Below are 14,994 nucleotides of genomic sequence, written 5' to 3' on the forward strand. Positions count from 1 at the left end.
TGGTTTTGCGAGTTTTATTGGTTTTTGTGATTTCATTGGTTTGTGGTTTTATTGATTTTGCAGCTTTTCTTTTTCCAAGCAATATCTTGCTCATCGGAATTTGATATGTAATATCTCTTAGGTTTTTATATAAATTCTATAATTTTATAATAAATAAGCAACAGCTAATCTCTGCAGATAAACTGTCGCCTGCTTATAATATCATGCAATTATATATACCGAATTAATTTCTTCTTTGATTAAATAGCATCCGTTCCTTACTCAAAACCCTTCTCATCATCTTTGTAATTCTTTCCTCTTGTATAGATTTCTCTGGCTACTTTTTGTTTTCCTTTAAAATACACTTCATATACTTTGGATACCTTTTTTCCTTTGATTAAATATCCACTGACCGCAAAATCTGTCACATTACGATAAGTTATCAAATTGAATATATTCTCTTTGTCTACTTTAGAAATCCAAAACATCTCAGGAGTTACTTCTCCAATTTCAATGTTATAATAACTTATTAAATCAGGATACGGTTCCGATTCCGAAAGATTATTCGTGATAAGCGCATCTTGTAAACCTGTTAACGTACCTATTGTACTTGTATAGAATATTCCCTTTGTATATATTTCATCAACTCCATCATTGTCTATGTCACTTTGAAACCAATGATACTCTTGACAATGTAAATCTTTTTCATAAGTTTGATAATCTTCTTCCTTTAAAGCTGTTTCTGCATCTCCTTTTATAATATTATTATCTATATTATTAATATCATAGTTTCTTGCGATTTTAGTTGCCTCACTCGCTAATTTTTTATATTTATCTTTGGATGTACTCGTAGTAACATCATACCCATCTGCTTTTAATGTCAACTTTGCTTTTTCATAGATCTGTCCATCCTTAAAGCATAGTACAATATATCCATCGTCACGCTTAAAATCATACGAAAAACTCGTTTCTATCAAATAATTTTTATTCTTATATTTGATAAACTCAAGTTCTTGGGTAGTCTCTATTTTATCGCTTGTCATCTTATAAGAACCGTCTTTCTTACCCTTTAAGAGGATTCTACTGTTATATCCCGCAGTACCACCACTCGGTATTAGAAAAAACAAATCTTGTATACCATCATTATCTGCATCCACCTGCATTACATAACCTTCAACATAACCGTCACTTTCGTCCAACTGCTTCTTATACTCTGCAACAGTCTTATCTGTTGTATAACGTGATAACTCCTTGTCTGATAACTTCTTACCTGTGACTTTATCTTTAAGGTATTCTTTTCCCTTGTTTGTTAGAATCGCATTCGAAAGCTGATCTAATAAGCCTTTTGGAATATAGGTATTAGGTTTGTGCTGTACAGTTTTAGCATTTGATTTATGTTCTAAAAGTTTGGATGTGGTACATCCATTTAAGCCGAGCGCCAATGTTAGAATGATTGTAAGTGTAAATGATACGTATATTTTTTTTCTCTTAAATAGCGACTTCTGTGGTTTCTTCATAATTTACCTCACTTAATATTTAGTCTATTTATGTATATATGACTGATTTTATTTAGATAGATTTTATTTAAATTGCTTTCATTTATATATTTTTCATATTTAATTATTACTGAAATACATATCATTTTTTGTTAAAATTAACCTTTTTCTTTTTTCCATTATATCACACCTCGTCTTTATTACAATATTTCATACAGTAGTTAATTATTTTCGTTAAGAGGCGCTATATATTCTACTATAACCTATATTATATCGAAATCACCAAAACACCCACATATGTTTTGACCATGATATTTTCGCATTTCACCATTCTTTATATACCACTCATAAGGAAAATACTGACAAGATCATCAATCTGATGTATGATACAATTGCTAGCAGAAAGGAAGGTACTATTATGAAAGTTGAGATTCATATATCCGATGAGATTGAAGAGACTCATGCTGTGATCTATTCAAATAAAATGACCGATGAGATTCAACAAATAGCTGATCTATTTAGTTCTAGCTCTTCAAATAAAATTATTACAGCTGCTGATAATGAGCGAATTGTTGTACTAAAACCCAAAGAAATCTACATGTTACGAATGGAAAATGAAAAATTATTTGTATATTGCCAAAAGGAAAGATACATCTCAGGAAAGAGACTCTATGAAATGGAAGATCTGCTTGGAAACGAATTTATGCGCATTTCAAAATTTACACTAATCAATCGAAAAGAAATTAGTAGTGTGGAGCCATCTTTCAATGGAACTATGCTTGTATTATTAAAAAACGGATGTAAGGACTACATATCTAGAAAATATCTACCCGAATTCAAAAAATATCTAGGACTATAGGAGGTTATATCATGAAAAGATTATTAATAAACTCAATACAAGGAATTGGTATTGCATCTTTTATATTTTTAATGATTGGAATTATATTTGATTATGTGAATCATGGAAATTTTAGTATGGAGAACTATGATTTTACCAAACAGGTAATCGGTACAATTATGGTCGGAATTGGTTTCTCAGCACCATCTATGATCTATGATAACGAAAAAATTCCGTTCGGTTTGAAAGTGCTATTTCACATGGGGATTGGTTGCACCGTCTATATCATTACCGCATTCGCAGTCGGTTGGATGCCAGTCAAGTTTGGATGGAAAAATTGTCTATTTTTTATCGTTTGTGAACTATTAATTGCTTTTCTTATTTGGCTAGGATTTGCGTTTCACTACAGAAAACTTGCCAACGATATGAATAAAAAGATTCAGGAAAAGGATGATGGAAATAGTAATCATCGAACTATAAATTAGGCTTTCTGATCTACTGTCATTTTAGTAAGCCTATTTCTTAGAAGCGATTATAGACAAAAAACCACGGATTTATGCATCAAACGCATTCCGTGGTTTTTTTTAACCTAATCATTTATCCAGTTCCTCAAATGCTTTTATATGCTTAGCAAGTATCTATATCGCAATATCTTGCACAATCTTGTCATCAGCATTTTTATCATCCTTAGTATTATTATAAGCTTTCCCAATTAGTTCAACCTGCGAAAGTGGTAACTGTGTCTTCTTTGCCACCTGCTCCACTGTCATCCCAGTCTTCAAATATCTACGAGCTACATATTCCAAAGACTCTCCTATCTCTATCACATGCCTATCTGGATCATAGATACGGATCACTCTTTGTCCCCAGTCATGCTCAATACACTTGTTCAGATACTCTATAGGAAAATCGCTATTCTCCAGCTTTGTAAGGAAGCCATCAATATCATTTTCTTCAAAATAGAGCTCTGCATCATTGCCACCTATGACAATTTTTCTTTCTATGAATTTTTCCCACAGTTTCCTTTCCTGTAGTACTAGACCTTCTGTTAATACAACATTTTCCCCAAAGTCTGCAAGTACCATTAGACCAAACAAATCTCTATAGAATGTTTTTGATATTTCTATATCGTTAACTACAAATAGAATGTTCTTTAGCTTCATATATTTTTCTCCTAACGTTATTTTGATTTACACTGGTGAGAATATACTTATCTTCTCTTTTCCATAGTCTACTTATTTTTACAATCTATTTTACCAGTATGAACATACAAATAAGTATTAAAAAAGCCACTCTTTAATTTCTAAAACGTTTATATTTTGAACTTTCTTCTGTTTATTATCCACTTCGCTTCTATTTATTTCAACAGGTTTCTAAAAAAATAATCATTCGAACATATAGCCTTCCGAATGATTATTTTATCATATATTTTTAACTGATACCCTAACTAGATTTACTTAACTGCTTTAATTGCTTGAATGATATCTTGATAATCAGCAAATACTTCTTGATTGACTTGATCACCTATTTGTTTAAACTCATCCTTTTCAGAGCTTGATAGTTCCGTTACGGTGCAACCTGCCTTTTTGGCTTCCTTGATTGCTTTGGTTTCATAACTGATCATCGCCTTTTTCTGATATATAGAAGCTTCTTTTGCACATTCCGCAATAATCTTTTGCTGTGATTTTGTCAGTTTGTCCATAGAAGATTTGGAAGCAACAATCATCTCAGGTACACTCATATGACCATCTAATGTGATATATTTAGCTACTTTATAATGCTCTGTAGATATATAGGAAGGCCAGTTATTCTCTGCTCCTTTTACAACTCCATTTTGAATCGAATTGTAAACGTCATTGTAAGCAATATTTGTACCAGATGCACCACACTTGGTTAGGAATGAAAATAGGGAGTCTGTATTTACTCTGAGTTTTAATCCATTAAAGTCAGATGGTGACTTGATTTCTTTCTCACTATTATAGAAATTTCTAGTTCCACCACTAAACCAACACAAAGGCTCAATACCATTACTCAATAATTTATCAGAAGCAAGAAACTGATTACCCACATCTCCATTTAGTACATTCCACATCTGCGAATCACTGCTGAATACAAATAAACCTTGGAATGCTTTTAAACTATCATCATAACTAGCTAAGACAGAGGTGGATAATCTGGCAAAATCTATTCCACCAGTTGCAATCTGTTGAGATTGTTCTGCCTCACTACCTAATGCAGAACCATGGTATACCTCTATTTTTACCTGTCCATGTGTTTTCTCTTCCACAAGAGAAGCAAACTTGTCAGAGGAAAGCGCGGTTGGATGATCATTCTGCTGAACATCGGTCATAATAAGTGTTGTCACTGGTTTTGATTGGCAGGAACATAAGACTACCATCATTGTCATCATAAGTAAAACAGCGGTTAATTCTTTATACATACTGCGCCTCCTCTCATATTTTTGAAAAACGATTCACTTCGTTATCTAACTTCTTGGCTACTGATTCCGTCTGCGAGATCTGATCCTGAATCTGTGATATTCCCTCGGACAGATCCGATACATTTTCAGTAACCATTGCAATTCCGTTCGATGACTCCGTAATGTTTCTAGAAATATTATTGGTTAATGAAGACATATCATGAACAATTTCCTTTAAAGTTGTGGTATCATTCAATATTTCTTTCATAAACTGTTCAAAACTCTCAGCATCCTTGTTATATTGTTCTCCAGTATTGACTAATTTTTCATAATCACGGAGTACGATATCTCGAACAAATCGTATCATCTCATTAGAATTATCCGTCATATCAGTAACTGAGTTCTGAACTTCATGACTGATATTCTGAATATCATTTGCTGTCTGACGACTGAGTTCTGCAAGTGCTCGAATCTCATCTGCTACCACTGCAAATCCTTTTCCTGCTTCTCCTGCTCTTGCAGCTTCAATAGACGCATTCAGTGCCAATAGGTTCGTCTGGCTTGAAATTCCTAGGATATTGTCTGTCAACTCATTGATCTTAGACGCATTCTTTCCCTTTTCTAAGGATTCTCTTAGACGCACACCAATTTCCTTTACCATGATATCTACATTGTTCTTACTTTCAATTCCTTCCTGTTTGAACTCGCCTGATCTTTGCTTAATCTCTTCTGCAAATGTTGTTCCCTGCAAAGTCTTCTCTTCGATGCTGTTCATCTGTTTTGATACAACGCTTGATTTCTCATCGAGAACAAGAGCTGCAGAATCAATTTCTGTCATGCTGCTTGTAAGCTCTTCCATCGTTGCAGATACATCCACAATATTATGATTCGCTGTGACGATCTCCTGATAGACTGCTTCAATGCTACGACGGATACCATCGGAAGCATTCTGTATCTGTCCTATAATTCCCTGCAACACTGAGATAAATTTATTAATACCACTTACTAGGCTTCCAATCTCATCCTGAGTACGTTGTGTTACCCTAGCAGACAAATCGCCATTTTGATTCTCGACATTCTGGATGATGATTGATAGTTCTCCGGTTGACTTCTTGGTTGGTCGGATGACTAAAAGAAGTGTAATTAATACTCCACTGATAATACACAGCATGGTAAAAATAGTATCTATTACAAATACCGTTTGTCCTGATGAAGTCTTCTGATCTAATTGTTTTTGCGCACGCAACATTAGAACTGTATTCATAATATCTACAGTTTTAATTCTTACTTTTAGATTGTTATCAGCAGTTCTCCAATTAGTTACCAAAGTATCATAACCTGCTGCTTTGTTATTGGTAATATCGTCAATAACTGCATTGTAACTATCGGTATATTGTGTATATGCGGTCTCGAGATTCTTTACTGCTTCCTGCGCTCTACTATCTGTTTCGTTCTTTTTCAGATTAACTAGTGAAGTAAGTGTATTTCCTTGACACGTAGTAATATTACTAAGGGTTACTGGCTTGTCTATATCTGAAGCCAAAAGATACTCACTCAGATAGGCTCTCAGATAACCCACATTAACAGAGATATTATCGTTCTCCTTGACATTGCTAAAATATGTGTTGCTAATTGTTGTTGAAACTTTTCCCATGGAATTCATAAAATGATTAATTAAGAACATTCCACTAACGCACGATATAAAGACAACAATAAATGATGCCAAAATCTTGATACTTAATCGCTTTCGCATAGAATCCCTCCGCTTATAATGTAATTTACTTCTATTGTCATACTTTGTTGTATTAAGTATATTATAGTAATATATTGCTATTTTTTCAAGTATTTGGGATTAGTTTAATTTTCTGATGTCAATTAATATAATTTTATTACAAATGTGGTTGTACTTCCTCCGATTCCTATATATATGCATTTTTAATTCAAGTGCATCAGCTCTCTTTAAAACGCTTGAATTCAATATATATGGTATTGAAATATGTAGAACTCATGTTACAATTTTTACATAACAACTTCTTAATGTAATGATTAATAGCAGAAATCTCTGGAAAGTATATTCTAGTACGAAGCTAATAATAGAATGGAGCAAAAAATGATATTAAGTGCAAGTAGACGAACTGATATACCATGTTACTATTCTGATTGGTTCTTTCATAGGATTGCAGATGGTCATGTGTATGTTAGAAACCCTATGAATATCCACCAAGTCAGTAAAATTAATATTTCACCTGATGTAGTCGATTGTATCGTATTTTGGACTAAAAACCCTCAACCGATGCTTCACCTTATTGACGAGCTTCGAAATTATAAGTACTATTTTCAGTTTACCCTCACTGGATATGGTTATGAAATAGAAAAAAATATTCCAAATAAAAAAGAAGTTATGATACCTATCTTTAAAAACTTATCAAATATCATTGGTAAAGAGCGAGTCATCTGGAGATATGATCCTATTCTTATCAATCAGAACTACACCACCGAATATCATATAAAAGCTTTTGAATCCATAGCGAAAGAATTGAATGGTTACACTGAAAAAGTTGTAATTAGTTTTATTGATATGTACACTAAAATATCAAATAATATGAAAATGCTTGGCATCTATCCCATCCAACATAATGATATGTTAATTCTGGCTAAAGAGCTGAAAAAAATATCTGATTCTTACAATCTTACAATCGAAACTTGCGCAGAACAGATTGATCTTGAAAAGTATGGCATTGCACATGGGCATTGTATTGATCAGAACTTAATTGAAAAAATAATTGGCTGTAGAATATCAGGTACAAAAGACAAGAATCAACGACAAGAATGTGGTTGTTATGAAAGCATTGATATTGGAGCGTACAACACTTGTAAAAATGGATGTAACTACTGCTACGCTAATTATAGCTCTGATATAGTAACAAAAACTGCTCTATGCTATGACCCACTTTCTCCAATACTATGTAGCAACATATTGCCTGATGATAAAATTTCAGAACGCAAGGTAGAGTCGCATAAGTTATCTCAAATAAGTATCTTTGATTATTGATAGAGTCATAATAGATAAAGTGTGAGCAAATAAAGTGAGAATATATAGAGTCAAATTGCAAAAACGCTACAACCTTGATGGATATTAGGTTGTAGCGTTTAATTTCTTTATTAATCTCATTTTTACACTTTATTTATACTCGCAATGTTCCTTTCTAATCACCGTCTCATTAACCGACATAACGTATTCCTGAACCTTATTCATGTCTGGGGAATCTGGAAGCTTGGTATTCTTTGCAGCATATTCAAGTCTATGTTCATAATCGGATACAATCTCATAAAACTCCTTAGAAAACGTCCCGTCCTCTTTCTGATATTCTCCTCTTCGAATATCTAATAAAAGTTCCTGTTCGTCTCTTCTATACGTATTTATCTCACCTTTTTCCAGAATATCAATTGCCATCATAAATAAACGAACTAGATGCATGGCATGCTTATTTAAATGATTATCATCCTTCTTCTTGTTGCGTTTACCAATCTTATCATAGTCTTTTACTATATTATTCATCTCGCTCCAGATGTTCTTATAATCCCTTAATGGATAATGCGTCAGATGTGTATCAATAAATATTTCTGTATCCATCTCTGAATTAACCGCCTTATCAATATATATTCTCATTGATCCATTGTCGAACTCTTCATAGTGCTTCATAAAATCATACATACCATTTTTGACCGAATTATAAATGTGTTGTTCCTTCTCGCTCTGTGGGTAGGAATCTCTCGCCAATGCATTCTGAAGTCTTCGAAGTTGTGCATCCGCATAACCACCAAATGATTGTATGGCACGCTTGGATAAGAACAGCTCTGTGTGTTCTATCAAGCCTTTGCCAATATCATTTAGGTATAAGTAGTGCTCTGGATTCAGACCTAGTAGTTCTAATGTATTTGGATTACAACTTAATAGTAATGATATCATTTTATTAAATGAGTATATTGTTGTATCGGTATGCTTGTCCACATATTGATCATATTGAGTAAGTCCAATCAGGTCAGATCTGCGATTCAGTGCTATGCCTCGAATGTCTATGTCGCTATTCTCGTTATTCGTACCGTAGGAATAGCTTCCCGCTAGACCGAGCAGGATGATATGGTTGCCTAGATGCTCGTCTTTTTGTAGGAAATCATATTCTGGGGTTTTTAGGATTGATGAGTAATCCATTTATTCTACCTCCTCAAATTCTCCTTTTACTTTTTCAAGAAGTGTGCTGCGCTCTTTGTGATTATCTGAATTAATATTTGCTTTTTTTCTTAACCTATTAAATAGTTTCATACTATATAACCTTTTCACTCACTTTATTATATTTTGTAAACCATACCATAAATAGGATCGATTTACTACTATACTTTTTTACTATAGATTTACCATAAAGCTTATCTACCCCTTGTTATTTATTTGATACACTTTTGTGTCCCTATGTGACTTTTATTATACAGTGAACCATTATATTGTAATTATTTTTTGATAATAATTTATACACAAATGTGTTCCTAAATGATAGAATACAAATGTCAACTGATTAAATGTAGTAGATATGATATAACCACTAGTTATAAAATTAAATGTTTTAACAATATGAGTGAATAATAGAAAAGCGCTTCAAAACCCACTATAAATAGGCCATCTGGAGGTTGTAAAACACTTTTTACATGCCATTTTCTATCAATGTAAAAGCACTTTGATAGCAACTTTCTCTTGAATGCAATATGATGAACGTAGGTCAAGAGAAACAAAATCAGGAAAGGGGGCATACCTTTGGAACTTCATACCCAAATTAAGAAATATCGAACCAGTATGAATTTATCACAAGAACAACTTGCTGAAAAAGTATATGTCACTAGACAGACTATATCAAACTGGGAAAACAATAAAAACTACCCTGACATTCATAGTCTTCTTCTGCTAAGTTCATTATTCAATATATCTCTTGATCAATTAATCAAAGGAGATATAAACATTATGAGAGAAGAAATAAACAAAGCTGACCTTCAAAAATTCAATCATGACGGTGCTATATTTAGCCTACTATTAGTGTTGACTATAGTATCTGTTGTTCCACTTGCAGTATTTTTTAACTACTATGGCTTGATGATCACAGGAATCTTATTTGTAATATCAATGTATTATGCTATGAAAATTGAGAAATACAAGAAGGAAAATAATATTCAGACATTTATAGAAATTGTGTCTTTTACAGAAGGCAAACGATTAGACGAAATCGAAAAAGCACAAGAATATGGGAAACGTCCATACCAAAACATAATTGCAGCTTTTGCATGTGGCTTCATTACATTTTTAGTTTGTATGATATTTGTTTGGTTATTGAAATCTTTTATTTTTTAAAGGAATTATTGCTTCTGCTTCTGGTAAAAAGAAGCAAAGCAGAGAAAAGGGCATAAAAGGACCTCGAAAACCCACATAATAGGCTTTCGAGGTTTTTATAATTAATAAAATAAAAACAGCTAGCTGTGACATTCCTTTTTTAAGCATATACTGTTCCAGTAATAACAATAGTATTATCATCTAAAAAACTCTGGGCAACCTAAATTCTTGCGTGTCCATAAACTATAGCAACTTACTTTCTGTACCTTATAGCCAATCCCTTTAAGAAATTTCTTGCATATCTGTCACCGCACTCTTTATAATTCTTTTGTCCTTCTTTTCTGAAAACAGCGCTTAATTCTCCTTTTGTTAAATCACACCCTGCTTCTTGTAATATATCAAGCATATCTTCACTTGATAAATTCAGTGCTATTTTTAATTTCTTCAGCATAACGTTATTCACACTTTTATTATTCTTTATCGCAAGTGCAGGTTTTTCAGGTTCACCTGGCTTTACATCTTTTCTTCCCCTTTTGAATATTATAAATCCATTCAGGAATGACTCCAGCATAACATTACTGCATTCTAAATCACCTTTATTTTCAGTATCATCAATATCCACCATATCATTCTTATTGCTGTCTTTTGATGATATAAGCATCTTAAGTACGTCCTCTTTTGTTACGTCAATGCCACCAAGCTTAAATATCTCCACCATATCAACGTCTTTTATATCTAGAGCATATCTTAACCTTATTAATATATCATTATTTTTCATGAAAACCTCCTGGAATGTCTCTTATTTACGCATTGGTTACTGAGTCATTCTGCATAAGTATAACTTGTCTGATAAAAAAACACAACGATGAAAAAAAATTAGCTATTTCTTGTAATTAAAATATTAATTGTAAGTTAAAAAGGGGGCTGTGAAAAAATGAGAAATCATTTTTTCTCGCTCCTTTTTTTCTCTGTCAAATATATTTTCCTCTAAAAAAGGGTATAAAACCCCTTTCCCCATAAATAGGAATTTTATTTTTTATGCTACTTTATGGAGACGCATCTTTTTGTTTTGATATTTGTATAGATTATGACCGATAGAAACCAGAAAAATTTCCATTTTCACAGTATTCATACCTCTTCTTACGATTCTTTTATACCACCGATCATTTTTTATGATACCGAAAGTTCCTTCTGCTTGAATAGATCGATTCATTCTCAGCAATGCTCCTTGAATGCTTTCTAGATTTCGAATGACTTCATCATGCATTGAAGTTAATTCCCGATTAATTCTGATTGTTCTATTTTTATCTGTTTTCTTACACTGGTCTGCATATGGACATCCGCTACAATTCTCGCAAGTGTATATCTCTTCTTGTCTGCCGTATTGATTTCCTTTTACTGCTTTTCGGTAAGCGAAATGAAATGCTTTTCCATATGGACATCTCAAGATTCCTTCGTTATCTACCTTAAAATTTACTGCCCTAAATGGGTTCTCATGGTATTTTTTATCTTCGGTTTCTTTTTTGAACATAGTGAATTTCATGTATTTTTCCATTCCCTTTTGCTCACAGTATATGTAGTTGTTATAAGAACCATATCCTGCATCTGCAATAGGATACTTGGGATAGAATCCATATGTTTTGTAAAACTGTTCCATCAGTGGAATGAAACAATCCATATCAGAACGGTACTGATTCACCTCAACAACAGCTATGTATTCATCAGCAACGCCTACCTGCACATTGTATGCTGGTAGAAGTTGGTCGTTTCCCATATAGTCTGTTTTAATTCGCATAAATGTAGCAGAATGATCTGTTTTAGAATAACTGTTACGGTCTGGTCCACATATTCCTATTTTTTCAATATATTCTTCTAACTTTGCAGCGTATTCTAATAGTTTTTCATACTGTCTCTGTTGTACAGTTTTTCGATGCCCTTTTCCGTATACAAAGCTGCTTTTATCTATTTTCCAAATCTCTGCAAATCTTTCTGCTGTATCTTTTAATACTTCTGGCACGTATTCTGTATTAGTCTCTACATGCAAACCTGACCATATAAGATCCGTGTTGATTTCTTCTATGAGTAGTGATCTTTTCATATAAACGATAGCGTGATTTTTCCGTAGCTTTTTTCCATACCCAGGTGTATTTGTTTGCATTAGCTTCGAATTTTGATCCATCTATGTACAAATGATTTAGGTCAACGTTGTCTTCATCAAAGATTTTATGATTGATGTCATTAAATATATTTTCAATGGAATCTCCAAGAACTTCATTAATAAAGTAGCCAAAAGTCCTGTAAGATGGTCTTTCGTTATCCATAAGATACATGAATCTGATATTAACTTTACAATTATCTTCAAACTCTCTAAGTGACATATAACCTTTGGTCATAAAACTGAAAAGTACCGTTTTCAACATGTTGACAGGATTATATCTGATGCGACCAGTCTCATGATCTGGTATGTTTTTCAGATACTTAGTTAAGTCAATTCCCTCCATGAATTTGTCAAATGTCAAAACCGGATCACAAAGATCAAGAAAATCTGAGATAAACATTGGCAAAATACCTTGTCTTGTTCTATAATAGTTTGTGGTTAAGTTTTTCATTCTAAAAAAATTTTACCACAAAAAGAGGACTTTTAACTCATTAAAATGAGCTAAAAATCCTCTTTTTTATTGGGGCGTTTTTTCACAGCCCCCTTATATCTTTTTGGTGTAAACCGCCAGATATTATTCAAATTTTCTAATCATTCGCTCTATGGCGAATGCATTTGGTATATTTCCTGCTATATTAATGCTTTAAGTCCAGGAATTCTACGTATTATTTTGAGTATAATCAGCTTTGGGTATCATAACGGTATAAGCGTGCATCACAGATATTCTTTAATTCAAATAAGTTATTATCTAAAATATATACCACTTATTGTATCCACTCTAACGGAATTAACTTATCTCCATTTTGCCACACACATACTTCATGTATTTCCTCAACTTCTCCGTAGATTGAGGAATCAGCATGTTCTAAAACGATTATCTGCATTTTACCTTTTGTATTAGCTATACACTTTGCCATAGTAGAAAAAATACTCTTTACTGCTTCTTTATCAACATCTTTTAAATTTTTAACCTCTAATTCATCAGTGTCTGAAAGATGTGGAAAATAAACTTGGCTTGGCTGATCAAACACAATAAAGTTAGGTACCGATGCTTGAAAAGTTGAAAAGAAAGATTGTAATCCCAAAATTGTCGAAATATGATATTCTAACCAGTTTGAACCACTTCCTATTTCCCATAGGTAATCTTTTCTTCCATCTTCACTGTCCACTTCAACCGTCAAATTTTTATAGTCGAGTTTAAATGGATCATTTGGACGTTCTGAGTCAAGTGATTTTATTAATTCCATTTGTTTTACCGATACTCTTGTAATCGCACTGTCAATTTTTCTTCTTATAACTGACTCATCAACTATTTTTTTTAACTCATTAATTCTGATTTTTAATTTATTTATTTCTTCTGAAAGTTCACCGTCTACCTCAAGTGATGCAATAGTCTCACTTGCATACTCTATTTTCCCTAAGAATCTTGATATTCCATCCAATGTATATCTATTAGGATTTATATTCTCTTCAACTGCTTCTTGTTTTTTTCTAGATTCTTCTATTTTAATCCTTTTTTGAATAGATGCTAGTTCTTCAGTTAATCTCTGTATCTCACCTTTCACCAAATCATATTCTCTTTCGAAAGCAGCTGGAACATCTTCCAATTGCTTCTTTTTATTTTTTGCTTCTTTCAATCTTGTAAAATACAAATTTCTTTGATGGTTATCATCATCGCATTTTTGTTGACAAACAGGACAAATGTGCCCCTTTTTCGCTCTTTCATCAAGCCAAGAAGTAATATTTAATCTTTCAATTTGAATAGTTAAAGCATCTCTATACTCATTTATACTTTTTGTCAATTGTGACATTTCTATATATCGATTCTTATATTTTGTAAGTTCTAATGCAATTGAATTTTCAGATTCTCTTAGTTTTACTATTTCCCATGAACTATTAATAATACTATCACTCTTAATTATTTTTTCTTCTGTATTAGATCTTACTAATTCTTCCACCTCTTTTAACTGACTATCAAAACTAATATTTCTACTAGATTCTTCAATCAGTCCTAGTTCAATTGCCACCGACATCCAGCCCTTTATCTCATCTTCCCAACGAGTTGCCAACTGACATAACTTCTCATAATCGCTTTCTTTTTTCTTCAACTGTCTTTGTAGATCTAATAATTCTTGACGTGCAGACAAGACTTCTGGTGTTATTGCACCCAAAACATAAGGAAAAATGTTAATCAATTTATTTCTATGTTCTGTCTTATCAGTTTTATAAAACAAAATATTTGCATTAGCAACAATATTTTGCGGTTGGAAACAAAATGATATTAAGTCTCTAAAAGCAGGACGACTTCCATAATACCCCTCATCAGTATCAATAAAACTTAATTTTGAATATTCGTCTAAAAACCTCTTAACACTCTGACAGGTTGCGTTCTTTTCCGGTGTATTTGGAATCTCAATTATATCATCATGAATCAGCATCATTTCGCTAGTTGACTTGTGTAATCCAGGTTCTTTTCTCGCAAATAAAACTCTGCCTTTTTTAAGCTTAACAACTATTCCAAACCAACTGCATGCTTTTCTTATTGTTTGAGTTGGTATATAACAATCACCACTTGCCAAACAATAGTCAATTATAGGTATAATTGCTGATTTTCCTGTTCTAGAATCACCAGTAATTACATTAACTGTATCAATATTAAAATCTATAACCTTATATTCATATTTTTCATTTTTAGGCCATAATATCAGTTTTTCTATTTGAAACTGCATG

At 32.6% G+C, this 14,994-nt stretch carries 11 protein-coding genes and 1 pseudogene; 4 read left to right on the plus strand and 8 right to left on the minus strand.

Annotated features, from left to right (window positions below; all coding sequences use genetic code 11):
- Positions 1-257 precede the first annotated feature (257 nt).
- Positions 258-1,496, minus strand: coding sequence for a hypothetical protein (locus bsdtb5_RS19520; protein ID WP_271713628.1), 1,239 nt, complete (start codon positions 1,494-1,496; stop codon positions 258-260).
- Positions 1,497-1,893: 397 nt separating this feature from the next.
- Between bsdtb5_RS19520 and bsdtb5_RS19525 the strand changes: the two genes are divergently transcribed.
- Together bsdtb5_RS19525 and bsdtb5_RS19530 are read left to right on the plus strand one after the other, a co-directional pair.
- Positions 1,894-2,334, plus strand: coding sequence for a LytTR family DNA-binding domain-containing protein (locus bsdtb5_RS19525; protein ID WP_271713629.1), 441 nt, complete (start codon positions 1,894-1,896; stop codon positions 2,332-2,334).
- A gap of 11 nt (positions 2,335-2,345) precedes the next feature.
- A complete protein-coding gene (locus tag bsdtb5_RS19530; RefSeq protein ID WP_271713630.1) occupies positions 2,346-2,798 on the plus strand; it encodes a DUF3021 domain-containing protein in 453 nt (150 codons plus the stop codon).
- A gap of 153 nt (positions 2,799-2,951) precedes the next feature.
- On the opposite strand, the gene bsdtb5_RS19535 is transcribed toward bsdtb5_RS19530, so the two are convergent.
- The 3 genes from bsdtb5_RS19535 to bsdtb5_RS19545 all read right to left on the minus strand — a co-directional run bounded on the left by bsdtb5_RS19535 (position 2,952) and on the right by bsdtb5_RS19545 (position 6,485).
- A complete protein-coding gene (locus bsdtb5_RS19535; protein ID WP_271713631.1) occupies positions 2,952-3,476 on the minus strand; it encodes a VOC family protein in 525 nt (174 codons plus the stop codon).
- Between the two features lie 290 nt (positions 3,477-3,766).
- On the minus strand, positions 3,767-4,753 hold the full coding sequence (gene dctP / locus bsdtb5_RS19540; protein WP_271713632.1) for a TRAP transporter substrate-binding protein DctP: 987 nt from the start codon (positions 4,751-4,753) through the stop codon (positions 3,767-3,769).
- Positions 4,754-4,766: 13 nt separating this feature from the next.
- Positions 4,767-6,485 carry a methyl-accepting chemotaxis protein gene (locus bsdtb5_RS19545; protein WP_271713633.1) on the minus strand — a complete coding sequence of 573 codons (1,719 nt, stop codon included), beginning with the start codon at positions 6,483-6,485 and terminating at the stop codon, positions 4,767-4,769.
- Positions 6,486-6,842: 357 nt separating this feature from the next.
- Between bsdtb5_RS19545 and bsdtb5_RS19550 the strand changes: the two genes are divergently transcribed.
- Entirely contained in the window at positions 6,843-7,784 is a 942-nt protein-coding gene (locus bsdtb5_RS19550) for a DUF1848 domain-containing protein (RefSeq protein ID WP_271716148.1), read from the plus strand.
- A gap of 129 nt (positions 7,785-7,913) precedes the next feature.
- Here bsdtb5_RS19550 and bsdtb5_RS19555 read toward each other — a convergent pair whose 3' ends face one another.
- Positions 7,914-8,945 carry a nucleotidyltransferase domain-containing protein gene (locus tag bsdtb5_RS19555; RefSeq protein ID WP_271713634.1) on the minus strand — a complete coding sequence of 344 codons (1,032 nt, stop codon included), beginning with the start codon at positions 8,943-8,945 and terminating at the stop codon, positions 7,914-7,916.
- 594 nt (positions 8,946-9,539) lie between these two features.
- On the opposite strand from bsdtb5_RS19555, the gene bsdtb5_RS19560 reads away from it, so the two are divergent.
- Complete coding sequence (locus bsdtb5_RS19560; protein WP_271713635.1) at positions 9,540-10,127, plus strand: helix-turn-helix transcriptional regulator; 588 nt, start codon at positions 9,540-9,542, stop codon at positions 10,125-10,127.
- 232 nt (positions 10,128-10,359) lie between these two features.
- Here the strand turns inward: bsdtb5_RS19560 and bsdtb5_RS19565 are convergent, their stop codons facing one another.
- The 3 genes and pseudogenes from bsdtb5_RS19565 to bsdtb5_RS19575 all read right to left on the minus strand — a co-directional run bounded on the left by bsdtb5_RS19565 (position 10,360) and on the right by bsdtb5_RS19575 (position 14,993).
- On the minus strand, positions 10,360-10,884 hold the full coding sequence (locus tag bsdtb5_RS19565) for a YehS family protein (protein ID WP_271713636.1): 525 nt from the start codon (positions 10,882-10,884) through the stop codon (positions 10,360-10,362).
- A gap of 258 nt (positions 10,885-11,142) precedes the next feature.
- Positions 11,143-12,715 (minus strand): annotated as a pseudogene (locus bsdtb5_RS22010) (transposase).
- 313 nt (positions 12,716-13,028) lie between these two features.
- Positions 13,029-14,993: a DUF3732 domain-containing protein gene (locus bsdtb5_RS19575; RefSeq protein WP_271713637.1), complete on the minus strand. Its 1,965-nt coding sequence runs from the start codon at positions 14,991-14,993 to the stop codon at positions 13,029-13,031.
- Position 14,994 lies beyond the last annotated feature (1 nt).

Source organism: Anaeromicropila herbilytica (genome assembly GCF_016591975.1).
Lineage (GTDB): Bacteria > Bacillota > Clostridia > Lachnospirales > Lachnospiraceae > Anaeromicropila > Anaeromicropila herbilytica.